Annotated in this window: 20 protein-coding genes, 1 tRNA gene and 1 other RNA gene; 2 read left to right on the forward strand and 20 right to left on the reverse strand. The window is 60.4% G+C overall.

Translation table 11 applies throughout. The features are described from left to right. Positions 1–228: 228 nt before the first annotated feature. From ROG8370_RS02210 to ROG8370_RS02220, 3 genes are all read right to left on the reverse strand, one after another. Positions 229–1,215 carry a hypothetical protein gene (locus tag ROG8370_RS02210; RefSeq protein WP_085825465.1) on the reverse strand — a complete coding sequence of 329 codons (987 nt, stop codon included), beginning with the start codon at positions 1,213–1,215 and terminating at the stop codon, positions 229–231. After that, positions 1,212–2,408, reverse strand: a complete 1,197-nt coding sequence (locus tag ROG8370_RS02215) for a tyrosine-type recombinase/integrase (RefSeq protein ID WP_085825466.1) — start codon at positions 2,406–2,408, stop codon at positions 1,212–1,214. Before ROG8370_RS02215 ends, ROG8370_RS02210 begins: the two co-directional genes overlap by 4 nt. Positions 2,409–2,557: 149 nt before the next feature. Beyond that, positions 2,558–2,647, reverse strand: a tRNA-Ser gene (locus ROG8370_RS02220). 219 nt (positions 2,648–2,866) lie between these two features. On the opposite strand from ROG8370_RS02220, the gene ROG8370_RS02225 reads away from it, so the two are divergent. Beyond that, positions 2,867–3,937 (forward strand): AI-2E family transporter, encoded by a 1,071-nt coding sequence (locus tag ROG8370_RS02225; protein ID WP_085825613.1) that lies wholly within the window; start codon positions 2,867–2,869, stop codon positions 3,935–3,937. On the opposite strand, the gene ROG8370_RS02230 is transcribed toward ROG8370_RS02225, so the two are convergent. The 9 genes from ROG8370_RS02230 to ROG8370_RS02270 form a co-directional block, all read right to left on the reverse strand. Beyond that, positions 3,934–4,653, reverse strand: coding sequence for an alanyl-tRNA editing protein (locus ROG8370_RS02230; protein WP_085825467.1), 720 nt, complete (start codon positions 4,651–4,653; stop codon positions 3,934–3,936). The genes ROG8370_RS02225 and ROG8370_RS02230 overlap by 4 nt on opposite strands. After that, positions 4,650–7,094 (reverse strand): DUF3772 domain-containing protein, encoded by a 2,445-nt coding sequence (locus ROG8370_RS02235; protein ID WP_245827151.1) that lies wholly within the window; start codon positions 7,092–7,094, stop codon positions 4,650–4,652. Before ROG8370_RS02235 ends, ROG8370_RS02230 begins: the two co-directional genes overlap by 4 nt. Continuing rightward, positions 7,091–8,122, reverse strand: a complete 1,032-nt coding sequence (locus ROG8370_RS02240; RefSeq protein ID WP_085825469.1) for a cysteine synthase A — start codon at positions 8,120–8,122, stop codon at positions 7,091–7,093. Before ROG8370_RS02240 ends, ROG8370_RS02235 begins: the two co-directional genes overlap by 4 nt. A gap of 57 nt (positions 8,123–8,179) precedes the next feature. Next, positions 8,180–9,313 carry an NUDIX domain-containing protein gene (locus ROG8370_RS02245; protein ID WP_085825470.1) on the reverse strand — a complete coding sequence of 378 codons (1,134 nt, stop codon included), beginning with the start codon at positions 9,311–9,313 and terminating at the stop codon, positions 8,180–8,182. Beyond that, positions 9,292–9,747: a TrgA family protein gene (locus tag ROG8370_RS02250; protein WP_085825471.1), complete on the reverse strand. Its 456-nt coding sequence runs from the start codon at positions 9,745–9,747 to the stop codon at positions 9,292–9,294. The genes ROG8370_RS02245 and ROG8370_RS02250 overlap by 22 nt, the downstream gene beginning before the upstream one ends. Next, positions 9,748–10,956, reverse strand: coding sequence for an SAM-dependent methyltransferase (locus ROG8370_RS02255; RefSeq protein WP_085825472.1), 1,209 nt, complete (start codon positions 10,954–10,956; stop codon positions 9,748–9,750). It lies immediately after the preceding gene. Between the two features lie 74 nt (positions 10,957–11,030). Beyond that, a complete protein-coding gene (locus ROG8370_RS02260; protein WP_085825473.1) occupies positions 11,031–12,452 on the reverse strand; it encodes a cryptochrome/photolyase family protein in 1,422 nt (473 codons plus the stop codon). A gap of 48 nt (positions 12,453–12,500) precedes the next feature. Next, complete coding sequence (locus ROG8370_RS02265; RefSeq protein WP_085825614.1) at positions 12,501–13,721, reverse strand: aminotransferase class V-fold PLP-dependent enzyme; 1,221 nt, start codon at positions 13,719–13,721, stop codon at positions 12,501–12,503. 100 nt (positions 13,722–13,821) lie between these two features. Next, positions 13,822–15,534, reverse strand: a complete 1,713-nt coding sequence (locus ROG8370_RS02270; RefSeq protein WP_085825474.1) for a BCCT family transporter — start codon at positions 15,532–15,534, stop codon at positions 13,822–13,824. Between the two features lie 582 nt (positions 15,535–16,116). On the opposite strand from ROG8370_RS02270, the gene ROG8370_RS02275 reads away from it, so the two are divergent. Beyond that, positions 16,117–17,952, forward strand: coding sequence for a BCCT family transporter (locus ROG8370_RS02275; RefSeq protein ID WP_085825475.1), 1,836 nt, complete (start codon positions 16,117–16,119; stop codon positions 17,950–17,952). A gap of 119 nt (positions 17,953–18,071) precedes the next feature. On the opposite strand, the gene ROG8370_RS02280 is transcribed toward ROG8370_RS02275, so the two are convergent. The 8 genes from ROG8370_RS02280 to ROG8370_RS02315 form a co-directional block, all read right to left on the reverse strand. Continuing rightward, positions 18,072–18,290 carry a ribbon-helix-helix domain-containing protein gene (locus ROG8370_RS02280; RefSeq protein ID WP_085825476.1) on the reverse strand — a complete coding sequence of 73 codons (219 nt, stop codon included), beginning with the start codon at positions 18,288–18,290 and terminating at the stop codon, positions 18,072–18,074. Beyond that, entirely contained in the window at positions 18,287–18,466 is a 180-nt protein-coding gene (locus ROG8370_RS02285) for a DUF4169 family protein (protein WP_085825477.1), read from the reverse strand. The genes ROG8370_RS02280 and ROG8370_RS02285 overlap by 4 nt, the downstream gene beginning before the upstream one ends. After that, positions 18,463–19,854 (reverse strand): class II fumarate hydratase, encoded by a 1,392-nt coding sequence (fumC, locus tag ROG8370_RS02290; protein ID WP_085825478.1) that lies wholly within the window; start codon positions 19,852–19,854, stop codon positions 18,463–18,465. Before fumC ends, ROG8370_RS02285 begins: the two co-directional genes overlap by 4 nt. Before the next feature lie 115 nt (positions 19,855–19,969). Beyond that, complete coding sequence (locus ROG8370_RS02295) at positions 19,970–20,428, reverse strand: SspB family protein (protein WP_085825479.1); 459 nt, start codon at positions 20,426–20,428, stop codon at positions 19,970–19,972. A 74-nt stretch (positions 20,429–20,502) separates the two neighbouring features. Then, positions 20,503–21,750, reverse strand: coding sequence for a chromate efflux transporter (gene chrA, locus ROG8370_RS02300; RefSeq protein ID WP_085825480.1), 1,248 nt, complete (start codon positions 21,748–21,750; stop codon positions 20,503–20,505). A gap of 143 nt (positions 21,751–21,893) precedes the next feature. Then, positions 21,894–22,247: a transfer-messenger RNA gene (ssrA, locus tag ROG8370_RS02305) on the reverse strand. Beyond that, the gene (locus ROG8370_RS02310) at positions 22,225–23,625 is read right to left on the reverse strand and encodes a cytochrome P450 (protein WP_170925161.1); all 1,401 of its coding nucleotides are present in this window, start codon (positions 23,623–23,625) and stop codon (positions 22,225–22,227) included. The genes ssrA and ROG8370_RS02310 overlap by 23 nt, the downstream gene beginning before the upstream one ends. After that, positions 23,622–24,839, reverse strand: a complete 1,218-nt coding sequence (locus tag ROG8370_RS02315) for a hypothetical protein (RefSeq protein WP_085825481.1) — start codon at positions 24,837–24,839, stop codon at positions 23,622–23,624. The genes ROG8370_RS02310 and ROG8370_RS02315 overlap by 4 nt, the downstream gene beginning before the upstream one ends. Positions 24,840–24,846 lie beyond the last annotated feature (7 nt).

Consider the following 24,846-nt stretch of genomic DNA (forward strand, 5'->3'; position numbering starts at 1 on the left):
GCGCTGTGTCAGAGAATGGGTTGCTGCCCGAAATCAGTTCGCTATCATATACCCAGAACGGTTCAACAGATGATCCGTTTCAACCGCATGGGCTGAGCATCATACACAGAGTTTCGGATACTCTCGTTTAAACGGGGCCTTAAGCGTATTCAGAATTTGAGGGCAACGGCCAAAGCACTTTGCAAAAAGACGCAAACCGCTTGAGCGGTTTGCGCGCAGCGCACCAACTCACATCACCCTTTTTCGCAGAGCATTGAACCTTTCCTGATACTTAATATCGCTTCTCATCTCGTCGAGATACTCGTCCCGCTGGCCCTGTCCTTGGGACCAAAGCTGACTGTCCTCGCTGATGGCATCTTCTATTGCAAGATCAGCCAACACCTGAATTCCAGTTCGGCGTAGGGCTGAATTGGCAGCAACAAGCCTTTCCATATGCGTAAGCATGGCCTCGATGCGCTGGCTTCTTTTGCTCGTGGAACTCTTTCCACTTGCCGCATTTCGGCGATTTTGCGCGTCCTCAAAAGCCTGCCCCAGCTTCGCGTATGGCTCGATTTCATATCGTACAAAATGCTCGCTGATCAGCCGCCCTGTTAGGAAACCAATCGTATAGTGATTATCCAACAGATCGACGAAGTCGTTCGGAGTTTGGAAGATGTCATGCATCGCGGCACGGTTATCCAAGGTCAACGCGCTCTGAATCATCCTGCGATGCTCACCCAAAAGAAAAAAGATGGATTTGAGATTATGGGCCCGCCAAGAGTCCTTTTGACACTCATCGCTGAGCGTTGCCCTGAGCCCGCCCAGTGGCGGCCCATTTTCGTAGAATACGCTTGGGTCGATCCCAAGATGCTTGCGCACCTCACCTTCGAGATACTGTTGCTCTGCACTTGGGTTGAACAACATTTCGGGGTTGTGAAGATAGGTTCGAGCAAGCTCCGTCAAGCTTCTGAACTCTTCAAGTTGCTCTCGTCCGATCAAGGTCGATAGCGATGTAAAACCGCTGGATTGCGTGATTGAAATCGCATCCTCGTTGCACTCGCATCCCTCCTTTTGGCACGGAGTGATGTTGACCACGACGTTCAAGGACCATTCAGGATACTGAAGCATGAACGGGCCACTGGCAGAAATCACTGCTTTGAGATGTTCATAATTTATCGGCCCATTATGATCATAGGTGCTTGGGGCAACCCTGTCCGCTTTCGGGTCATATCTCATGCAATCACCTTGATTTGTGGCGCGCGCGGGTTGGTCACAAAAGCCGACCAGTCATTCATCAGCGATCTTCGTTTTTCCAGCAAGTCAGAGCGCGCATAAGCCCGCTCGACGTTCGTTCCAACTGTATGCGCTAAACTCATTTCTGCAACCTCACGAGGCGCATTGGCCACCTCAGACGCCCAATCACGGAATGTGGACCGGAAGCCATGCACCGTGACGCCCTCGACCTGCATGCGGCGCAACAGCATCAGCATCGACATGTTCGACAGCGGCTTGTGCCGTTTCTGGCCTTCAAACACATAGTCCGATTGCATGGCGCGCAGCGGCTCGATGATTGACAGCATTTCATCCGTCAGCGGCACCCGGTGATCCACTCCTGTCTTCATTCGGACGGCGGGACAAGTCCACAACCGCGCCTCGGCGTCGATCTCGTCCCATCGCACGCCCAGTACCTCGCCCGTGCGTGATCCCGTTAGACAGGTAAACATCAGAGCCTTTGCGGCCATTGCATTGCGGGATTTCAGACCGGCATAGAAGGCTGGCACATCCTGCCACCGCATCGCCTTGTGGTGCTTTGGTTTGGCCTTCACCTTTGGCAAGACCTGAGCTTCCTTGATTGCAGTCACCGGATTTTCGCCAGATCGAAACCCTTTCGACTTGGCCACGTCCAGCACGATCTTGATACGTTGCGCCAGCCGCCGGGCGGTTTCGTGCTTTTCGGTCCAGATCGGGGACAGGCACATCAGCACCTCAGGCTGACCAATGCTATCAACGGGCATCCGCCCCATTTTGAGAAACGCATAGTCGCGCAAGGTGTTGATCCATTGCGCCCCGTGCTTGGCATTTTTCCAAGTTGGCATCCGGTCAATGTGAACCTGTTGGGCGATTTCTTCAAATGTCGGGATTTCGCGAGCGGCATTAAATCGCGGGTTCAATCCTTGCTTGGCCATGCGCCGATATTCCAGCGCCCGTTCGCGTGCCTGATTCAGCGTGACAATATCAGCCCCACCCAAACCGAAATCAGTTCTCAGGGGAGCGCCTTTCTTGTTCTTCTGACCTTTGACCACGACGCGCACGATCCAGCGCCGGGCGCCCGACGGGTCCACAACCAGATAAAGCCCATTGCCGTCGCCATGCCGACCGGGGCCGAGATTCTCAACCAACCGCTTTGTCAGTTTTCCAGTCAGGGCCATCCTAAGTACCACACTCCATACCACTCAAGGTAAGAATACAGACGCAATCGAAAGAAAGCCAATACAAAGAGTAAATGCCACTATCGTCATTAAAATAGGGCAAAAGTGTCGCTGAGGGCGATCCGGTGACATCAGTATAAAAGGTATATTGGCGGAGCGACAGGGATTCGAACCCTGGAGACGGTCTCCCGCCTACACACTTTCCAGGCGTGCGCCTTCGACCACTCGGCCACCGCTCCGTTGCGCGGTTTCTAGACGCTAGGGCATAGGATTTGCAAGGGGGTCTGTGTGTTCTGTGCGCTAGTGATTGTAACTTTCGTGAAAATTCTGAATAATCAGCCTGATATCGCGAAAATTTCCGTAAATACCACATCAATACAGGTGGTCCCGTGCCCCAAAGTGAAAACCCGGCTCCCATTCCACGCCTTCCGACGTCAGACCTGCAACGCATCAGGACCATTTCGCAGCTCATCATTGCCTTTGCGGTGGTCCTGTTCCTGTTGGTGCAGGCGCGGTTTCTGCTGATTTCGCTGGCCACGGCGATCATGCTGTTCAGCCTGACATCGGACGCCATCAGCTCGATCGCGCGGGTGCGGGTCGGACCGTTCCGCATTCCCAACTGGCTGGCGAGTGTGGTGGCCCTGTTCATGATCTCGATGGCGCTTTTGTCGCTCTCGGCGATCATCCTGTCCCAGGTCAACACGGTGCTCTCGACGACGCTGGCCTATACCGACCGCGCGCCCCAGGCGATTGCGGCGATGGTGGCCTGGCTTGGCCCCGACGCCGAACAATCGGTGCTCAATTCGCTGTCGACGCTGGATGTGGCGGGCTATCTGCGTGCCCTAGCCGGTCAGGCAAGCAACCTGATGCAGGGCACGGTTCTCGTGATCCTTTTCGTGGGCTTTCTCTTTGCCGAGAGGATTCGCTTCAACACCAAGCTTGAAAACTTCTTTGGCGATGCCGAACAGGCCCAAAAGGTCCGCAAGATCGTCGGCTCGATCATTCACCGGGTCAATTACTATCTTCTGGTCAAGACCGCCGTCAGCGCGGTGACCGGCGGGATGGTTTACGGCGTGGCGCTGTTCTTCGGGCTCGATCTTGCCGGGCCGCTTGGGATTCTGGCCTTCGTGCTCAACTATATTCCCAATGTCGGCTCGATCGTGGCGACGGTGCTTGTGGCGCTGGTGGCCTATGTACAGCTTGCCGATGGCACGCTGGCGCTGGTGATTTTCGCACTTGTGGGCGGCATTCAGTTCATGAACGGCAATGTCATCGACCCGATGCTGATGGGGCGCGCCTTGCGGCTTTCGTCCTTCGGGATCATCATCAGCCTGGCGTTCTGGGCCGCGGTCTGGGGCATTCCGGGGATGTTCCTGTCGGTGCCGATCATGGTGGCGCTGATGATCGTGTGCAGCCATGTGCCCGGCCTGCGCCGGGTTGCCATCCTGTTGTCGCGCGAAGGTCTGCCGGAAACCGCGCAGGATCTTGAACCGCGCGGGCCGGACACGCGCGATCAGAGTGCCGCTTAACTGTCGAGGTGAAGATAGACCCGGCGGTTCTGACGGCCCTTGTTTTCGACCTTGCCAAGCCGCAGGCGGCCGATTTCGCCGGTGCGCGCCACATGGGTGCCACCGCAGGGTTGCAGATCGACCTGATCGCGCCCCTGCCCGATCCGCACAAGGCGCACATGACCCGAGCCAAGCGGCGGCATCGCCGACATGGTTTTCACAAGACCGGGATTGGCGCGCAGGGCATCATCGGTGATCCATTCATCCGTGACCGGCAAATCACGATCCACCAAAAGGTTGAGATGCTCTTGCAGGGTGTCGCGATCCTCGGGGGCCTCGGGCATGTCGAAATCGAGACGGCTTCGCTCCTCGGCAATCGCACCGCCCGTGACAGGCAGCGGAATGATCACCGACAACAGATGCAGCGCGGTGTGCATCCGCATCAGCCTATGGCGCCGGGACCAGTCGAGATTTTGCACCACGATGGCCCCGACCGGCGGCAGCGCGACCGGCTCAGAAGGCACCAGAGCGATCTTGTCACCCTCTGCTTTGACGGCCGTGGCAATCGGCAGGCTGCGCCGGTCCCACGTGAGGCGCCCGCTATCGCCGGGCTGGCCACCGGCGGTGGCGTAAAACAGCGTCCGATCCAGAACAACGCCGCCCTCCTGCGTGTGAGCGAGCACCTTGGCGGTTGCCTCGGTCAGGTAGGGATCGTCGCGAAACAACAGCTCGGTCATCGCCCGTCTCCATCGCCGCCCTCGGCGTCATAATCGGCCTCGGTCTTTTGTACAGGCGCGCTTGACGGCGGCGGTGTCGCGTCGCTTGGCGGGGCCTCTTGCGCAGGGGCCGGTTTGCCCGACAGGGACTCGCCATTTCGGAACCAGACATCCTGTTGCGGGAAGGGAATTTCGATTCCCTCTTCGACAAAGCGGCGCGCGATTTCGTGGTTCATATCGGAGTGAACCGACATCACCCAGTTCACATCGCGCAGGATGGCGCGGATTTCGAAATCAAGCGAACTGGCGCCAAAGCCGCGGAACACGACATTGGGCGGCGGCACCGCAAGAACCATCGGGTGCGCCTCGGCAATCTCGCGCAGGATGGTCTCGATCTGGCGGGTATCGCTGCCATAGGCGACGCCGACCGGCACGATCACCCGGCCCACCGTATTGCCACGGGTATAGTTGGTAACCGTGCCGCTGACGAAATCCGCGTTCGGCACGATCACATCGGTGCGGTCAAAGGTCTCGATCCGGGTCGAACGCACGCTGATGCTTCGCACATAGCCGTGCTTGCCGCCAACCTCGATCCAGTCGCCTTCGGAAATCGGCCGCTCGATCAGAAGGATGATGCCGGACACAAAATTCGACACGATATTCTGAAGGCCAAAACCAATCCCGACCGACAGCGCACCGGCGACGATGGCAAGCGAGCTAAGGTCGATGCCCGCGCTGGTGATCGACACAAGCGCCGCGAGGAAAATCCCGACATAGCCGACCCCCGAAACGATGGCATTGCGCCCGCCGGCATCAAGCTTGGTCTTTGGCAGAACGGTGTTCTTGAGCGTCCCCTGCACCAGCCGCGTCAGCACGTAGCCGAGCATGAACACAACCGCCAGCGTCAGGAAGATCGACGGTGAAATCGTTGTACCGCCGACGGTCACACCCTCGGTAAAGCGCACCCATATCTCGGTGAGTTGCGCCGGTCGCGCGCCCCAGATCAGAGCAAAGAGCGGCAGCGACAGGATCACAAGGACAAAGCCCGCCAGAACCGGCATCAGCGCATCATCGGCCCCCTCGCGGTTGCCGCTCAGCATGACGTAAACCTCGGTCACCACCCGTTGAAGCACCAAAAGCGCCGCCGAAAGCATAAGCGACAGCAAGGCCGGCAACATCATCGCCTGCGCCGCCATGAGATAGCCCACGGCGGCCAGCACCGGCGCCAGAATGGCCAACAGCATGAGCGCGCGCGCCAAAAGCTGCGCAAGCCGGTCGCGGAAGGTTTCCTCGGCATCACTATCGCCACCGGCCGCGCGGCTGTGCATCAGCAACAGCTTGGCCAGCCGGAACAGCAACAGCCCCGCCAGCACCAGAACCGGGAACAGCACCACGTTGGTGGCTTCCTCGCTCCAGCTGCTTTGCTCGGCGATAGTGCGCAGGAAATAGAAGGCCGCGATCACAAGCCCCATCGACGCGCCGTAAAGACGCCCCGAATAGCGGCATTTGTCATCGAGATTGAGCAGCGGCACGCGCTTTTCGTTGCGCGGGAAGATTTGCAGGGCAAGCCACCGCGCAAGTAGGAAAATGAACGCCGCCGGCAGGATCGTATCAAGGATAAGCGTGCCGCGCGTGCCAAACAGGGCCGTGGCCGAAAACGCCTTCACAAGTGCGTAAACCCCCGCATAGGGCAAAAGCCATTCGCCAAGCGAAATCAGAAAGGTCGCCATCCAGCGCCCGGCGCTCATCTCTTCCTTGGTCAGGTGGCGCATCAGCCGCCGGGACCAGCGCCGCCCCCGTGCAATCAGGACCAGCCCCGCAAGAAGCCAGGCCAGGACGACCGGCAGATTGTCGTTGAACACCGTGCGCCCGACCGGGGATTCCCAATCGCCCGTCACCTCGCGCTGAACGGTTTCGGCAAGCTCGTAGAGCACCTTCACCCCTTCGGACCAATGCAGCGGGTTCATCGGGGACGGGCCAAGCCGCAAAAGCTCTGCGGTCTGGCGGTTGCGAATGATCTCGTCGATGCCCTGGATTAGGCCGTCGGCGCGACTGCGGGCCAATTCGGCGGTGCGTATCGGCGCCTGAAGCCGCGCAAGACGGCGGTTGAGCTCGTCGCGCTGCGCGGAAATATCCTCGACCTCAGCACCGGTTTCGGGCGGTGGACCAATCGCGTCAAGCTGATCCTGGACGGTTTTGATCGTGGTCGAATTCGCGCCCAGTGCATTGACGAACTGCTCGCGCCATTGGGTCAACTCGCGGCGCAAATCCTCAAGGACTGCGGTGCTGACCCCACCGCTTTCAATCGCGTTTTCAACCCGCGTCGCGGTGTCTTCCCAGGCCGCGTAATCCGGCCCTTCGATGGTTTGCTGGGCATGGGCCATTTGCCCGACCCCAGTGAGGGGCAGGTTGGCAAGGCACAGCGCAAGGATCAGGCAAAACGATCGTAAAAGTTGTCTCACTCGGCGAATACTCCGGGGATCGAGCGCGGTGCATGATCAAGCCAGGCCGGGGCCGGCAGGTTGTTGGCATGCAGGAATTCGGGATTGAAAAGCTTGGACTGATAGCGCGTGCCGTAATCGCACAGGATGGTCACGATGGTATGGCCCGGCCCCATCTCGCGCGCCATGCGCATTGCGCCCGCCACGTTCACGCCGCTCGAGGCACCCAGGCAAAGGCCTTCATGTTCCAGCAGGTCAAACACGACCGGAAGCGCCTCTTGATCAGGCACCTGACAGGCGAAATCGGGGGTAAAGCCTTCGAGGTTCTTGGTGATGCGCACCTGACCGATGCCCTCGGCAATCGAGCCGCCCTCCGAGGCCAGCTCGCCGGTGGTGTAATAGGAATAAAGCTTGGCCCCCATCGGATCGGCGATGCCGATTTTCACGCCCTTGGGCTGAAGCGCCATGCCGACGCCCGCCAATGTGCCGCCCGAGCCGACCGCGCAGATAAAGCCATCGACCTTGCCGCCGGTCTGTTCCCAGATTTCGGGGCCGGTGGTTTCGATATGCGACTGGCGGTTGGCGGTGTTGTCGAACTGATTGGCCCAGATCGCGCCATTAGGTTCGGTTTTGGCAAGTTCGCTTGCCAATCTCTCTGAATATCGAACGAAATTGTTCGGATTTGAATAGGGCGCCGCAGGGACCTGAACCAGGTCAGCCCCGGCAAGGCGGAGCATGTCCTTCTTTTCCTGACTTTGGGTCTCGGGGATCACGATCACCGTCTTGAACCCAAGCGAGGCCCCGACAAGGGCCAGACCAATGCCTGTATTGCCGGCCGTGCCTTCGACAATCGTGCCGCCTGGCTTGAGGTAACCGCGCGCGATCGCGTCGCGGATAATGAACAGCGCCGCGCGATCCTTGACCGACTGGCCCGGATTGAGAAATTCGCATTTGCCGAGGATTTCACAGCCGGTCTCTTCGCTGGCACGCCGAAGCCGAATAAGCGGCGTATTCCCTACGGCCGAGGCCAGATCCTTTGCAATGCGCATCACCCGTGCTCCTGTTATCAAATTGCTGTTCACACTTAGGCCGTCAGGCCCCGAAACTCAAGCGGATGCACGCAGGCGCGCGCGTTCCCGCTGCAGCCACATCAGGCACAGGATCAGGGGGCCATTGTTGGCCTCGCCGCTGTTCAAAAGGGCGATTGCACGGTCATATCCGATGATATGGGTGCGAATATCCTCTTGCTCGCTGGCCAGACCGCCCTGCCCCACGGTTTCCTCGGGCAGATCGCACAGGCCGAGAAACAGGTGGAAATATTCTGTCGAATAGCCGGGGGTGCAATAGTGGCTTGAAATCGCCTCAAGCCTGCGCAGCTCAAGCCCGGCTTCTTCAAGGCATTCACGCCGTGCGGTCTGTTCGGCGGTTTCGCCCGCATCCATCCGCCCCGCGACAGGCTCAAGTATCCAGGGGCGCGCGTCACCGCGCCCATAAGGCCCCATCCGGAACTGTTCGACAAGCAACACCCTGTCGGTCACCGGATCATACGGCAGCACAAGCGCGGCATCGGTGGCAACAAACACCTCGCGGCACATCGGCGCGCTCATGGTGGCGTCAAACCGAGGGTGGCGCAGGGTATAATTGCGGCTCAGGAAATACCCGGCGTGCGAAATATCACAGGTGATTTCATCGACCTGCCCCGCCTCTGTCGGGCTGCGCAGATCGCTGGGAACGACAGATCGGGCGGCCAGGCGCGCCGCGGCGCGCGACAGGATCATTTGCAGGCGCTCGGCAAGATCAACGGCGGGCACCCGCGCCGCAAGCGCAGATATTTCCGCCACCGCCATCAAGCTAAGATCGCCCCAGCGGTTGGCCCACGCCCCCTGATGCCAGGGCTCTGATCCGGGGTGACCGGGAAAGGTCAGCGCCTCGACAGTCATGCCTGCAAGATCAAGAGACACCGGCGTCGGCGCGCCCATGCCAAACACCTCGGCCAGATAGGCAAGCCGCGCCACCGCCTCGCTATCGCTGACAAGCCAGCCCTCGACCCGCCCCGCGCCAGGGCAAAGCCCCGCCATCAACGGCGTGCCGACCTCGCTCGTCACCTCGTGCTCTGAAAGATAGGCGGTGCGGGTCAGGTCAAGCCCGTCCTGCCCAAGCACAGCGCGCAAAAGGCAATCCCAACCCAGTGGCCCATAAAGGAACAGCGGCCCGCTTATTACCAACGGTGCGATACCCATTCGCCAATCAGGCCGACAAGCACAGCTCCGGTCAGCAACAGCCCGATCAGCGGCCCGTTGAGCATGTAGGTGCCATATTCCACGCCAAGCTCCATGATCGCCGTCACCCCTTCAACGGGCCCGTCATAGCGATTATCAAGTGCGCGGCGCAGCATCTCGTTGAAGCTTTGCAGAAACAAGGCCCAGAACACCATGGCCCCAACTCCGGTCAACCCCGCGCTAAAACCTTCGGCGTAGCCTCTGCCAAGGCGCGTGCCGGTCACGAACCAGCCGCACAGCAGGCCAAGCACGACATTGACCTCGTTGAAGATCCCGAAATTCGTCTCGGGCGGCATCAGCGGGCGGAACACCTCAGAGGCGATCCACCCCAGGGCTCCAAGCCCGATGGCTGCAACCATCTTGGCCGCAGTCGGCATTTTATCTGTTACGGGCATTCACCTTGGCCTTGTGATCGTGATTTGTGTCACGTCACAGTTACCCACGTGAAAGGTCGAGGCACAAGAGGTGAGATAAAAATTCCACATCCGCCGGAACCGGTCATCAAAGCCCATGGCCGCGATCTGATCCCATTTCGCGTTGAAGGTTTCATGCCAGCGGCGCAGCGTCTGATCATAGCTTTGGCCAAATTCGATCGAGCGCGCCACAACAAGCCCCGCCTTTTCCGCCTCGGCGCGCAGCACGCTCGGGCTTGGCAGCATGCCACCGGGAAAGATGTATTTCTGGATGAAATCGACACCCTTGCGATAGGCCTCCCAACGGCGATCCTCTACGGTGATCACCTGAAGCGTGGCCATGGCGCCGGGGCGCAGGCGCTCGCGCACAGTCTCGAAATAGGACGGCCAGTATTTTTCGCCCACCGCCTCGAACATCTCGATGCTGGCGATGCCGTCATACGTGCCGCGCTCGTCGCGGTAATCCTGAAGCTTGAGGTCAACCATATCCGACAGGTTGGCCTTGGCAATCCGATCCCGGGCATAGGCAAGCTGTTCGCGGCTGATGGTCAGGCCGGTCACGCGCAAGCCACGCTCGCGCGCCGCATATTCGGCAAACCCGCCCCAGCCACAGCCGATTTCAAGCACGTGATCACCGGGCTTTACCCCCATCTGATCGACCATGCTGGCGTATTTCGCGATCTGGGCGCGCTCAAGGCTTTCCTGCCCGGTTTCAAACAGCGCACTGGAATAGGTCATGGTTTCATCAAGCCAGAGCCGATAGAAATCATTGCCAAGGTCATAGTGGTGGCTGATGTTCTTTTTTGCCTGACGCTTGGAATTGCCCTTGAGGAAATGGCGCAGCCGCTCATAGGCGCGCACAAGCGACATGCCGGGAAATCCGTCATAGATCACGTCGTTATCGGTATGCACGAAATCCATCAGCGCCTGAAGATCGGGCGTGTCCCACCAGCCATCAAGATAGGCATCCGAAAACCCAAGGTCGCCCTCGCGAATGAGGCGCTCAAAGCAGTCGGGGTTTTTCACCACCACCTCGGCCACCGGGCCGGGCTTGTGCCCCTCGGCGCGAAACACCCGGCCATCGGGCAACACATAATCAAGCCGCCCGGCGTTGATCTTTTTGGTCAGCTCGAAGACCTGTGCAAAATAGCGCGGCAGGTCTTTCTGGCCGTTGGTGTCGGTCAGGATCATGCGCTGTGTCCCCAGTGTGTCTTGTGCATAAGCTAGGGCGTCAGGCCCCGTTTGATCAATATTTTTCATTATTTTCAGAAGTCCCGGCCGCTATAGGCCTCTAGGGCGCGCTTGCGCCCCTCGGCCAGATCGACCAGCGGCGTGGGGTATTTATCCTGCGGATCAAGGCCCCAGCGTTTCGGCACCGCCGCGAAATAAGACAGCGCCGTGTCTGAGGGCTCAGCCTGTCCTTCGGCGATCCAGCGGTCGGTATAGACCCGTTTGGCGTCGAACTTATCAAGCTGGGTCTCGGGGTTGAACACCCGGAAATAGGGCGCCGCATCCGGGCCACAGCCCGCCGCCCACTGCCAGCCCATGGCGTTGGCGGCGATATCCCAATCGGTCAGGCACTCGGCGAACCAGTCAAGCCCGACGCGCCAATGGGTCATCAGGTGCTTGGTCAGGTAACTCGCCACGATCATCCGCGCACGGTTGTGCATGCGCCCGGTGACATACATCTCACGCATGGCGGCATCGACAAAGGGCACGCCGGTGCGCCCCTGTTTCCAGGCCAGAACATCCGGCGCCTCGCCATCCTCGTTCCACGGGAAGGCCGACCATTCGCGGCGCCAGTTGTCGTTCAGAATATGCGGCGTGTGATACATCAGGTGATAGGCAAACTCGCGCCAGACCAACTCCTTGAGCCAGGTTTCGGCGCCCTTGGCACCCTCGTGCAGCGCGCGTTGACCCGCGTGCCAGCATTGGCGCGGTGAAATCTCGCCAAGGGCGAGGTTTTCCGACAAGCACGATGTGCCATCCACACCCGGAAGGTTGCGATCATCCCTGTAGTCAGTGATCGCACCGCCGGTGAACTCGTGCAACCGCTCCATCGCCGCCGCTTCACCAACCCGTTGATAAGGCGCACAAACCGCCGCCCCGCGCCGCATTGCCGCCGACATCTTCCAATCCTCAAGCGCATCGCTTTCGGGCCAATTATTAGGGGTGGGGATCGTCGCGGGCGCCGCGAGCGGGGCTGCAACCTCGCGGTCCTTCACGGCGCGCCACATCGGGCTGTAGACCTTGTAATAGCCGCCGGTCTTGGTCTCGACTGTCCAGGGCTCGAACATCAGGTGGCCGGCATGGCTCTGGGCATCGACACCCTCGTCGCGCAGGGCGGATTTGACCCGCTTGTCGCGCTCGATCGACTGCGGATCATAGAGCCGCGACCAATGCACGGCCCCTGCCCCGGTTTCCGCCACAAGCGCGCGCAGCACGTCAAGCGGATCGCCCATGCGCATGATAAGTCGGCTGCCCTTGCCCTCAAGCGCGCGGCCCATTTCCGCCAGTGACAGGCCAAGCCGCCATTTCGGCGCGGCGCCAAGGGTGGCAACGCTCTCGTCATGGATGAAAACCGGAATAACCGGCCCACCATTCTTGCAGGCCGCAACAAGTGCGGGATGATCCGCGAGACGCAAATCGCGCCGCAGCCATAGGATTGTCGGTTTATCGTCACTCATGTCCTGCCCCGGTGTTTTAAAGTCATACGTCGCGACTCGGGGCGCGGATCAAAGAATATCGTCGAGGGCCGTCAATAGTTTATCAATCTCGTCGCGGCTTGTGTAATGCACGAAACTCAGGCGCAAAACACCCTGCGCGGGATCGATCCCCATCGCCGTCAGCGGGCGCACCGCGTAAAAGTCGCCGCCCCCTGCCATGATGCCGTGTTTGGCAAGCTCCGTGGCCGCCTCTTCGCCGGGTCTGTTGAGGGCAACCGCCACCGTGGGTGCGCGATCTTCGGCGCGGTCAGGGCCCAAAAGCCGGACCGAATTGCGATCCTTGAGGTAATCCAGAAGCGGCTGTAGCAGCGTTACCTCATGCGCGCGCATCAGGTCATGCACGCCAACCGCCCGCGCCGAGGCCTCGCCGGTGATGCCGTGATGCGCCGCCAGATCGTCGACATAATCCGCCATGCCCGCACTTGCCGCCACCTGCGCATGATCGGGGCCAGCCGGGGTAAAACGTTTGTAGAGCGTATCGGCGTTGAAATAATGCGCCTGATTGGGCAGCAGATTGCCCAGCTCGCGGCGGATCACCATGATGCCCTGATGCGGCCCATAGGTCTTATAGGCCGAAAACAGATAGATATCCGGGCCCATCCCGCCCACATCCGGCAGGCCATGCGGCGCATAGCTAACCCCGTCGACACAGACAAACGCCCCCGCCGCATGGGCAAGCGCAGTGATGGCCACCACCGGGTTGATGGCGCCGATGACATTGGAGCAATGGGGAAAACACACAAGGCGCACCCGCTCATCCAGCAGGGTCTCGAGATCTTCGGGGTCAAGCATGCCGGTGTCGGGGTCGACCTTCCATTCGCGCACCTCAAAGCCTTCGTCGGCCAGACGCCGCCAGGGGCCTGAATTGGCCTCGTGGTCCTGATTGGTGACGATGATGGCATCGCCCGGCTCCATCCATTTGCGCACCGCTTGCGCCAGCACATAGGTATTGGCCGTGGTCGAGGGGCCAAAGCTTACCTCGTCGCTGGCCACGCCAAGCATGGCGGCAAGGCGCGCGCGCGCCTCGTCCATTTCATCGCCTGCAAGGCGGCTTGCCTCGTAGGGGGCATAGGGCTGAACCTTGCGCTGACGGTAATAGCGCTCAAGCCGGGCAATCACCGGCGCGCAGGTATAGGACCCGCCGGCATTCTCGAAAAACGCCTGTCCCTGAAGGGATGGCTCGGCAAAGGCCGGAAACTGGGACCGTACAAATTCAACATCCAATGTCACCGCGATATCCCCCTGAAATCTGTGAGTGCAGGCACAAAACAGCAAAGCCCCCCGGCACGCAAGCACCGGGGGGCCATGATCTCCAATTTACCTTGCGCTGTCAGAGGCTTCGCTTTTCGCTTTGCAGCCCCCGGAAGATCGCCCAGCACATCACCAAAAGCACAAGCGTGAATGGCAGGCCGGTTGAAATCACCGCCGACTGGAGCGAGGCCAGCCCGCCGCCAACCAATAGAACGATGGCAACCGCTCCTTCAAAGATGCACCAAAACACCCGCTGCGCAACCGGCGCATCGACCTTGCCACCTGCCGTGATCGTGTCGATCACAAGGCTGCCGGAATCCGATGAGGTGACAAAGAACACCACCACAAGAACAATCCCGATGGTCGAGGTGATCGTCGCCAGCGGCAACTGATCAAGCATGTAAAACAGTTTGAGCTCCAGCGATGCGTCCTTGGCCAGGGTATAGCCGTCATTGACGACCTGGCTGATGGCGGTGCCGCCGAAAACGCTCATCCACAACACGCAGACGAGGCTTGGTATCAGCAGCACGCAAATCAGGAATTCGCGCACCGAACGGCCCCGGCTGACGCGGGCGATGAACATGCCGACGAAGGGTGACCAGCTGATCCACCACGCCCAGTAGAACGCCGTCCAGCCCTGCATGAAGTTGGTGTCCTCGCGTCCAAACGGATTGCTGAGCGGAATGACGTTTTGCAGATAGGCCCAGAGACTGTCCGCGAAGAACGTCAGAAGAAAGATCGGCCCGCCGACGATCAGCGTGAACACCAGCAAAAGCGCCGCCAGCCCCATGTTGATCTCGGACAAGACCTTGACCCCGCCATCAAGACCGCGCACGACTGAGATAAGCGCAATTGCCGTGATCCCGGAAATCAGCAGCACCAGAAGCAGGCTCGAATTGTCCACGCCGCTTTCCGGGGTGTTGCCGTAGGGGATGCCGATGAAGCTTCGCGTGCCCTCTGCCGCGTCACCCGACCCGTAAAGAAAGGTCAGCCCCGAGGCCGCCTGTTCGGCGCCAAAGCCAAGCGAGGTGGCCAGACCGAACAGCGTGGCAAAAACCGCCAGAATGTCGATCAGGTGGCCGGTCCAGCCCCAGACCCGCTCGCCAAAGATCGGGTAAAAGGCAGAGCGCAGGGTAAGCGGCAAGCCTTTGTTATAGCTGAACAAGGCCAAGGCAAGCGCCACGACCGCGTAAATCGCCCAAGGGTGAAGCCCCCAGTGAAAGATCGTCGCCGCCATGCCAAGGCGCGTGGCCTCGCCCGCGTCGCCACCCGCCGCGCCAAGCGGCGCCCAGTCAGAGCGCAGGCCGTTCTCGCCCATGGACGTGCCGCCCATCGAGCTTGCGAAATGGCTCATCGGCTCAGAGACGCCAAAGAACATCAGGCCGATGCCCATGCCCGCCGCGAACAGCATAGAGAACCAGCCGACATAGCTATAATCTGGCGTCGCTTCGGCCCCGCCAAGGCGAACGCTGCCATAGGGGCTGACGATCAGGAACAGGCAAAACACCACAAAGATATTCGCCGCCCCCAGAAAGAACCAGTCAAAGCTCTTGGTGACCGCCGAGAACAGCCAGCTGAACACAGCAGCCGCCTGTTCGGGCAAAGCGAGTGCGTAGAAGACGAACAAAATGATCGCCAACCCCGAGATAAAAAACACTGGGTTGTGGATATCAAGCCCAATCGGCCCCATTTGAGGTTGAACGTTGTCCTGACCGAGCTCGTAGTCGGTATCGATCAGGTCGGAATGACCCTCAGGCGCGGGAATACCCGGATTTACAGTTTCATCGGCCATTAAGGCCCCCTTTTTATCTTAGCCGTTCTGTTGAACCTGCGCGCAAAAAGACCCGCCTTGGGGCGGGCTTTGGCGAAACGCGGCCACGTAAGATGCGTCGGCTAGTGTTGCGTTCTGGGCTCTTAAAGCGGCAGGCGATCGGTGCCTGCGCAGTGGTGTATCGTGCCCGCTTTGACCCGCTTGATAAGCCAGCTTAACAAGGCGCAGGGGGCTGACGCAACCGCAGCGCGGGCATTTCACGACGAAACCGACACAATTTATGTCGCAAATTCGCAGTCACCGCCCTGCAGAATCGCACATGACGGGCCAAACCGCCCCCGGCCGGACCGCGCTTCAGAAACTTCACGTTTCTTGTTTCGCACTAAAGCATCGCTGAAATACCGGGCGCGCCGCGCGCTCTCGGAGGCGCAAAGCGTCGCAAACCGGCGGTCGAGCGCCGTATTTCTCTCCGGCGCGAAACTCTGCCCTGTGAGACACTCTTGCGATGGGGCGAAAGGCCGCATCTTGCGCGACCTTGACCAAGACACGACCCAGAATGATCCGCCCCCAACCAAATAGAAACGGAACCGGGAACAGTCACACATGAGTATCAAACCCCCCTTTACCGATCTGGAGATCAAGACCGCTCCATCGGGATTTTACGAAGGCTATAGCCTTCCGATCGCGCTTATCTCCAAAACGGCCATGGTGCTTTTGGTGATCTGGGCACTTGTCTTTCCGCTGAATGCTAATGCGACGCTTTCAAGCCTGAACTGGAAACTTCTGGAAGGCTTCAACAGCTTTTACATCATCGCCACCGGCATCTTTGCCTTTTTCCTGTTTATCGTGGCGCTTCTTCCGGCCACTGGCCGCCGTTTGATGGGCCGCGAGGGCGAAAAGCCCGAGTTTTCCAATTTTTCATGGTTCTCGATGATGTTCGGCGCAGGTCTGGGCGTTGGCCTTATGGTGTTTGCCACCGCCGAGCCGCTTGGTCTCTGGGGATCGAACCCGGTGGTTGTTGCAGGCGGCGTCGAGGGCAATACACCCGAGGCGGTAACTTCGGCCTATCGCTATACCTTCGCGCATTACGGCTTTCACGCCTGGGCGATCTATGTGGTGACCGGGCTTAGCCTTGCCTATTACGCCTATACCCGTGACATGCCGCTGACGATCCGCTCGGCGCTGACGCCTCTTCTTGGGCGCGCGGCCAATGGCATCATCGGCGATATCGTCGATGTCCTTGGCGTTGTGGCGACCATTCTTGGTGTGTCGGTGACCATCGGCTTTGGTGTCTCGCAATTCGTTGACGGCGTTTATGCGGTCACCGGTATGGAATGGCTGATGAATACAGAGCTTGAGACGCCGAAACCCTCGACCGTGGGTCTTATCGCGGCGCTTCTGGCGATCATGGGCATGTCGATCATGTCGGCAGTCTCGGGCGTCGGCCGCGGGATCAAGTATCTCTCGAACCTCAATCTCGTGCTGTCGTTCATCCTGCTTCTGGTGTTCGTGGTGTTTGGCTCTTTCGCCTTCGCGATGACCAAATATGCCACCGCTTTCGTCGATTACATCCTGCATTTCGTGTCGCTGTCGTTCAACGCCTATGGGCCGTTGTCGTCGGATGCCTTTGCCGCCGCCCTGCCCGCCGAGGCCGCACCGCTTGCCGGTGACCTCTTTGGTGGGGCCACAAATGCCTGGGGAAGCTATTCCGGCTTTGCCGCTGGGTTGACCGGCGCCGCCGCCGAATTGCCCGAGGCCACCAAGATCGCCGCCTATGAGGCCGGCACCCAAGGCCGTCTGTTCGGCTGGCAGGCCGGCTGGACCACCTTCTACTGGGCCTGGTGGATTGCGTTCTCGCCCTTCGTCGGTCTGTTCCTGGCACGCATTTCCAAGGGGCGCACCGTGCGCGAATTCATCCTTGGCTGTGTCATCGCTCCGGCGCTTGTGTGTTTCGCATGGATGACCATCCTTGGCGCCACCGCGATTGACCTTGAACTGAGCGGTGTGGCCCAAGGCGCAATCATCGGCGCCTCCAACACCAACAAGCTGTTTGCGACACTCGGCTTCATGATCGACGGCAGTCTTCTGACCGGCATCACCATCATGTGCGTGGTACTGATCATGACCTTCCTGGTCACCTCGGCAGATTCGGGCATCCTTGTGATGAACACGATCATGTCGGGCGGTCAGGCCGAAACCGGGGTCAAGCACCGCATCATCTGGGGTCTTATCCTGACGCTGGTGATTGGCGCGCTGATCATCGCGGGCAACTCTGGCGCGGCGGCCGATCCGTTCGAGGCGCTGAAAAATGCCATGATCATCGGCGCCCTGCCCTTTGCCATAGTGATGATGCTGATGGTGATTGCGCTGACCAAGGCGCTTTACCGCGACAGCCTGCGCGACAAGCGCGGCGTGGCAGAGCCACAGCCGGCCGAGTAATCAGCCGCTTGCAAACAGAGAAATGGCGCCGCATCCCTGCGGCGCCATTTTTCGTTGTGCCAAAGCATGTCGCATGTACGAGACCCTCAAAACCGGTTCCCACTTTTGAGCACCATGCTTTAACGATCTCGGTAATGGCGCAGAACGTAAAGCCGGATCGCCGAGGCAAGCCCGAGATCAACCCCGCGCTCTGCATCAATTTCGGCGGCCAGGGCGTTGATCGGTATCTGTTCTTGCGCGGCAATCTCGCGAAACGCCTGCCAGAACTCCGCCTCAAGCGACACGCTGGTGCGATGGCCCTTGAGGGTGAGCGAATGCTTGACCGGGCGCGCGCTCATTCTTCGCCCTTGAGCTGATCGAGATCGCGTGCGGCCTTGTCGGCGCGGGCCTTTTCAAGCTCTTTTTGGGCCTTGCTGCGCCCGAACTTGACGACGTTTTGATCGGCGCGGGCCTTGTCCTTGGCCCGCGCCTTTTCTTTTCTGAACCGGTTCAGGTTGACCGGCCCCGATGTCATTTCGGGCCGATCATGTCTTCCGGGCGCACGACGCGATCAAAGGTCTCGGCATCGACAAGGCCAAGGGCGATCGCCTCTTCCTTGAGGGTGGTGCCGTTCTTATGCGCGGTCTTGGCGACCTTGGTGGCATTGTCATAGCCGATGGTCGGCGCCAGTGCTGTCACCAGCATGAGGCTTTCCTTCATCAGCTTGTCGATACGCGGCTCGTTGGCCTTGATGCCGTTCAGCATCCGCTCGGTAAAGCTATCGGCGGCGTCGCCCAAAAGCTGGATCGACTGCAACAGGTTATAGGCCATCATCGGGTTATAGACGTTGAGCTCGAAATGCCCCTGGCTTCCGGCAAACTTGATCGCCGCGTCATTGCCCATCACATGCGCCGCCACCTGCGTCAGCGCCTCGGCCTGGGTCGGGTTGACCTTGCCGGGCATGATCGAGGAGCCGGGTTCATTCTCGGGCAGGATCAGCTCGCCCAGACCCGAGCGCGGGCCGGAGCCCAGAAAGCGGATGTCGTTGGCGATCTTGTAGCACGAGCCCGCCACCGTCGCCAAAGCGCCGGACATGAACACCATCGCGTCATGGGCGGCAAGCGCCTCGAACTTGTTGGGCGCGGTCACAAAGGGCAGACCGGTGATCTCGGCCATATTGGCCGCCACGGTCTCGCCCCAGCCATGCGCGGTGTTGAGCCCGGTGCCGACGGCGGTGCCGCCCTGCGCCAGCTCGTAGATACCGGGCAGCGTGGCGTTGACGCGCGCAATTCCCTGACGGATCTGATGGGCATAGCCCGAGAATTCCTGCCCGAGGGTCAGTGGCGTCGCATCCTGGGTGTGGGTGCGGCCGATCTTGATGATGTCCTTGAACTCTTCGGCCTTGGCATCAAGCCCGGCCAAGAGCTTTTCCAGCCCCGGCAAAAGCACGTCACGCGCGCTCATCGCGGTGGCGATATGCATGGCGGTCGGGAAGGTGTCGTTGCTCGACTGGCCCATGTTGCAATGGTCATTGGGGTGCACCGGATCCTTGGAGCCGATGACGCCGCCAAGGATTTCAATCGCGCGATTGGCGATGACCTCGTTGGCGTTCATGTTTGATTGCGTGCCCGATCCGGTCTGCCAGACGACAAGCGGGAAGTTGTCGTCAAACTTGCCCTCGATCACCTCGCCTGCGGCCTCTACAATCGCGTTGCCAAGGGTCTGGTCAAGCTTGCCAGAGGCCATATTCGCCTGCGCGCAGGCCTTTTTGATCACGCCAAGCCCGCGCACGATGGCGATGGGCTGTTTTTCCCAACCAATCGGGAAGTTCTGGATCGAGCGCTGCGTTTGCGCGCCCCAATATTTATCGGCGGGAACGTCTAGGGGGCCAAAACTATCGGTTTCGGTGCGGGTCGCGGTCATGGCAAAGCCTCTCTCTGGCGGTTTGCTCTGTTCATAACGCACACGCCGGAAAGATCAATACTGTATACTGTGGGATACAGTGTCACGCAATGCACAGATCACGAGGTAAAACGGCTTACTTTCGAAAGCTGTCGAGGCTGACAACATCGGCCTCGTTTTTCGACGGCTCGGCCTCAAGGCTTTCGGGATCCGTGTCATCATCCCCGTCATCGTCATCGCCGTCCTGCGTTTCAAACCGCAGACCGAATTCGACCGATGGGTCAACGAAGGTCTGAATCGAGTCGTAAGGCACATAAAGCGTCTCGGGTGCATCGCCGAAATTCAGCGTGACCGTAAACCCTTCATCCGTCACCTCAAGATTGTCATACCAATGCTGCATCACAACGGTCATTTCCGCCGGATACCGCTCTTTCAACCAATCGGCCAGCTTGGCGTCAGGGTGAGTCGTATCAAAGGTGATGAAAAAGTGATGCGATCCGGGCAAGCCGTGGTCGCGCACGCCGGTCAACACCTCTTGAATCAGGCCACGCATGGCCCGGTGCATCAGATTTCCATAGTCGATTGTGCGAGACATGCTTTACCCCGGGGAATTGCTGCGCTCCAGCATAGGGGATTCGAAGCAAAAAAAAAGACCCGCAATGCGCGGCTTTAGCTCAAACCATGCAGAGCACCGGCAAACACCACCATTAGCCCCAAAACGCGCAGCATCGACAGGCGCAGCCAGAGCAATAAAGCGCCGGCCAGCAGCACCATGGCAAAGCTGACGGGGGCAAAGCTTGCGATCTCGGGCCGCGGGCCAAAGCGGGTCGCGCCCACGGTGCCGAACAAGACATGAAGCGCAAACCAGGCCGAGAGATTGGCAATCACCCCGACCACCGCCGCCGATATCCCCGCCAAAGCGCCCTTGAGGCGAGGCCGCTCCAGCAGGGTCTCGATATAGGGCGCGCCCGTGAATATCCATAAAAAACAAGGCGTAAACGTTACCCAAAGGGTCATGATACCGGCCAGAATGGCCAGCCCCGGCCCACCTTTGGCAAAGCCCGCGAGAAGCCCGACAAACTCGGTCACAAGGATCAGCGGCCCCGGCGTGGTTTCCGCCAGCCCAAGCGCGTCGATCATCTGCGCGGTACTCAGCCAGCCTTTGGTCGCCACCACCGTTTCGGTCATATAGGCCAGCACCGCATAGGCGCCGCCAAAGGTCACCAGCGCCAGCTTGCTGAAGAACAGCGCCAGATCGGTCAGTAACTCCGCCCCAAGCGCCCAGGCGATCAGGATCGGCGCGCCCCATAATGCGCCCCAGAGCGTGGCGGTGCGCAGGGTCTCCCCAAGCCTTACCGGCGCGGCCACGGATGGTGCGGTGACCTGCCCCCGGCTTGCGGCATAGCCGCAAAGTGCTGCCGCGCCGATGATCAGGGGAAACGGCACCGACAGGAAAAACATCGCCGCAAAGCCAAGCGCCGCGAGTGACCAGCTTTGCGCGCCCACAAGCGCGCGGCGCGAGAGGTTCAAAAGCGCCTGAAATACGATGACCACAACCGCCGCCCTGACCCCAAGAAACAACGCCTGCACCAGCGGCAGTTGGCCGTAATAGGCATATCCCATCGCGAGGCCCAGAATGACACAGGCGCCCGGCATCACGAACAACAAGCCCGCCAAGAGGCCGCCCGCCACCCCGCGCAGGCGCCAGCCCGCATAGGTCGCCAATTGCATCGCCTCAGGCCCCGGCAACAACATGCAAAACGACAGCGCGCCAAGAAACTGCTGCTCTGTCAGCCACTTATGACGCACAACCAGGTCTTCATGCATCATCGAAATCTGCGCCGCAGGGCCACCAAAGGACAGCAGGCCAATGCGCCCAAATACCCGAAAAATATGTGCAAAATCCGGGTTATGCATCGCGTTCTTCACCTTAGCCAGCGGCGGCCTCTGGCCGTGGTGTTACTCCCGCTCGACATAGCACATCCAGAGATGAAACACACAGCGGATCGCGACGCCGCATCACAAATGCCGGGGGCCATCATTGGGTTATGGGTGGGTAAAGTGCAGGCTTCTGTTGCCAGGTGCCTGCGAACCCCGCCTTACGCTGCTAGGCGCAAGGGCTTAAGTTTCGGTTTTTCTAACAGCTTACGCTGCGAGAGCTACCGGAGCACGATTGTCATTTGCAATTGTACTTTTCGGACCGATAACGGTGGTACCTCACCGAGACAAAGCAATACCCCTTTAGACGTTCGTCGATCCTGTTTCGACCCCAGGATCCCCCAAATGAAGGGATTGTTGGTGGAGTCGCCGGGTACCGCCCCCGGGTCCGATCCGCGTATTACGAGCGCGTTTATGTCCATAGTCCCCGAAAGGACAAGACACATATAGGGGCTATGGCGGGGCTTGCCTAGGGGGGGGGCGCACTTTCTCGCGCGCGGTGATGGCAAGCCAGATCCCGTCGCGCCCGCGCACCGTGAGATGCGCCACCGGCATGGCCGGACGCTCGGGCAAAAGCTCAAACCGATAGGCCCGCAGCAGCATCGCCAGCAAGAGCGGTCCCTCGATCATCGCGAACCCGGCCCCGGGACAGACCCGTTGACCGGCCGAAAACGGCATATAGGCGTTGCGCAAACAGGTCTTGCCGTTCTCGGTCTGAAAGCGGCCCGGATCAAAGCCGTCCGGATTGTTCCAGAGCCGCTCGTGACGGTGCAGATGCCAGGGGCTCAGCACGATCTGCGCGCCCATTGGGATATCACGGTCACGAAAGCGCTCTGGACAGGCGGTTTCGCGCACCATCATCGGCACCGGCGGATAAAGCCGCAGCGCCTCGCGGAAGACATCACGCGTCACGCGCAGCCGCGCCATATCGCCAAAGTCCGGGCCTGCCTCACCGATCACGCCCTCGGCCTCACCCGCAACCTTGTCCTGCCAATCGGGATGCATCGCCAAAAGGTAAAGCGACCAGGCAAGCGCCGAGGCGCTTGTTTCATGCCCCGCCAGGAAAAAGATCGCCACCTGATCGACCATCTCTTCGGTCGCAAATCGTTTACTGGTCTGCGGATCGGCGGTGGTCATGATCTTGGTGGCAAGATCGTCGGGCGCGGTGCCGGCGCTGATCTCTTGCATCCGGGTCGTCGTCAGCTCGGTTATCAACGCGCGAATGGCGCGGGCCGTCTCGCGGGTGCGCTTGCGGTGGAAGCGCGGAAACCAGCGCGGCAACGGCACAAAAGCGGCAAGGTTCAACACCGGCTGGGTGCGCTGATGGGCGCGAAATTCGTCAAACACGCGGGTGGCGGTGGCATCCTCGATCGGGATGGAAAACAGCGTGCGAAAGATCACGTCCGCTGCGGCGTGGCTGGCCTCTGCCTCGATCTCGACTGGTTGGCCGGTGGCCAGCGGGGCAAGCCGCGCAACCGCGCCCTCGCCTGCCTTGCGCATGGCGGCGAAGGTGTCGCGCAGGCGCCCGCCCTCAAATGCCGGGTCGATGATGCGGCGCTGATGCTTCCATAGATCGCCATTGGTGACAAAAACCGACTGCCCCAACAGCGGGCGCAGCCCCTCGCCGACGCGGTCAGATTTGGGGAAATCATCCGGGCGGGTCTTGAGGATAAGGTCAATCAATTCGGGCTGATTGCAAAGGTAAGAGCGAAAGAACGGGGTGCGAAACTCGGCCATCCAGGCGCGATAAAGCCGCGCCGGTTGCGCCGAGAGGATATCCTCGCGAAACAGCCACAGATAGCGCCAGAGCGAGACCCGACCGGGGCGCGGCGTTGGTTTCGGCGGCTGGCTCAAGGCGCGATGCTCCGATAGCCCGAGGTCGGACGCTCGATCCGGCTTTTGGAGGGGGCGCGACCGGCGTAACGTGCACCAAGGGTCTTTGGCCCCGCGGTGATCTGGAAATAATCGTAATCGCCGGGGCGATCAAAGGCGCAGAGATATTGAAAATGCAGCCGGAAAAACCGCCACCGCAGCGCCTTCCAACGCGCGGGGCTCAGGGTTTGGCTGAAGGCCGCCGACACGACCAGCGGCCAGCGTTTGTTGTCGGGCGCGACGCCGGTGACCGCCACCGGATCGCAGAGCGCGAAGGCGCAGCCATCACCGGGTGCGGTGACATCAACCCAAGAGAGTTCATCGCGCGCCGAAAGATAGGCCAGATCGGCGCGCAGGCGATGCGCGCGCGGCAGGAACGACACCATCGGCACCACCTGCCCAAGCGACAGGAACGACAGCGCCGGGCCGTCCTTGGGGACCAGCCCCGCGCGGATCAGATCGGCCAGGATCGACACCCCGAGATGCGCGCCGGACGAGTGCCCGACCACCAGCACCTCGTCGCTGTCTTGCGTCAGCGCCTCGGCAATCTCGGAGGCAAACGCGGCCAGGCGCACCTCAAGCTCGGGCGGGTTGGCGCCAAGATAGCGCGCCGAATAGGCGTAATCATGCATCAGGTAATAGGCGAAAAACCGACCGTCCATGCGCCGAAACCATGCCAGCACAAGCGGCACCACCAAAAGCCCGCCCCAGGCCGCCCATGGCTGCCACAGGGCAAAGACGCGCCCAATAGCCCAGGCCAGCAAGAGCGCCAGCCCCAGTTGCGCGATCAGAAAGCCGACCGGGTAAAGCGCCGCGATTACCGGCCCCTTGCGAAGCCGCATCAGCCGGAACAAAGCACCGGTGCCGATATAACTCGCCGCCGTGCGGATCAGTTGCAGATAGGTGGCGATAATCCCGGTATCCATGCTGGATTTGACGATATCGGACCAGACCAGCACCGAAACCTCGCTTTGCACCTCTGTGCCGTCGATCTTTGCCGCCACGCCCCAGCCAAAGCGCGTGCCCGACGCCCCCGCTGCCCCAGTGCCAAGCGAGATGTCATAGCCAGACACCCCCGCCTGCGCGGCGCTTTCCTTGCGGTAAAGCTCGCGGTAGCGACGCGGCGGAATGGGATCATATCCCGGAATGTAAAACACCCGCCTGCGGCGGACTTCGGGGGGGTGGGGGCTGCTCATACCTTAC

This window comes from Roseovarius gaetbuli, assembly GCF_900172365.1.
Lineage (GTDB): Bacteria > Pseudomonadota > Alphaproteobacteria > Rhodobacterales > Rhodobacteraceae > Roseovarius > Roseovarius gaetbuli.

Excerpts from the sequence above, each read along its gene's own strand:
- ROG8370_RS02210 (WP_085825465.1), bottom strand. The coding sequence starts at position 1,215 with ATGAGATATGACCCGAAAGCGGACAGGGTTGCCCCAAGCACCTATGAT.
- ROG8370_RS02215 (WP_085825466.1), bottom strand. The coding sequence starts at position 2,408 with ATGGCCCTGACTGGAAAACTGACAAAGCGGTTGGTTGAGAATCTCGGC.
- ROG8370_RS02230 (WP_085825467.1), bottom strand. The coding sequence starts at position 4,653 with ATGACCGAGCTGTTGTTTCGCGACGATCCCTACCTGACCGAGGCAACC.
- ROG8370_RS02240 (WP_085825469.1), bottom strand. The coding sequence starts at position 8,122 with ATGCGCATTGCAAAGGATCTGGCCTCGGCCGTAGGGAATACGCCGCTT.
- ROG8370_RS02245 (WP_085825470.1), bottom strand. The coding sequence starts at position 9,313 with ATGGGTATCGCACCGTTGGTAATAAGCGGGCCGCTGTTCCTTTATGGG.
- ROG8370_RS02250 (WP_085825471.1), bottom strand. The coding sequence starts at position 9,747 with ATGCCCGTAACAGATAAAATGCCGACTGCGGCCAAGATGGTTGCAGCC.
- ROG8370_RS02255 (WP_085825472.1), bottom strand. The coding sequence starts at position 10,956 with ATGATCCTGACCGACACCAACGGCCAGAAAGACCTGCCGCGCTATTTT.
- ROG8370_RS02260 (WP_085825473.1), bottom strand. The coding sequence starts at position 12,452 with ATGAGTGACGATAAACCGACAATCCTATGGCTGCGGCGCGATTTGCGT.
- ROG8370_RS02270 (WP_085825474.1), bottom strand. The coding sequence starts at position 15,534 with ATGGCCGATGAAACTGTAAATCCGGGTATTCCCGCGCCTGAGGGTCAT.
- ROG8370_RS02275 (WP_085825475.1), top strand. The coding sequence starts at position 16,117 with ATGAGTATCAAACCCCCCTTTACCGATCTGGAGATCAAGACCGCTCCA.
- ROG8370_RS02280 (WP_085825476.1), bottom strand. The coding sequence starts at position 18,290 with ATGAGCGCGCGCCCGGTCAAGCATTCGCTCACCCTCAAGGGCCATCGC.
- ROG8370_RS02285 (WP_085825477.1), bottom strand. The coding sequence starts at position 18,466 with ATGACATCGGGGCCGGTCAACCTGAACCGGTTCAGAAAAGAAAAGGCG.
- fumC (WP_085825478.1), bottom strand. The coding sequence starts at position 19,854 with ATGACCGCGACCCGCACCGAAACCGATAGTTTTGGCCCCCTAGACGTT.
- ROG8370_RS02295 (WP_085825479.1), bottom strand. The coding sequence starts at position 20,428 with ATGTCTCGCACAATCGACTATGGAAATCTGATGCACCGGGCCATGCGT.
- chrA (WP_085825480.1), bottom strand. The coding sequence starts at position 21,750 with ATGCATAACCCGGATTTTGCACATATTTTTCGGGTATTTGGGCGCATT.
- ROG8370_RS02315 (WP_085825481.1), bottom strand. The coding sequence starts at position 24,839 with ATGAGCAGCCCCCACCCCCCCGAAGTCCGCCGCAGGCGGGTGTTTTAC.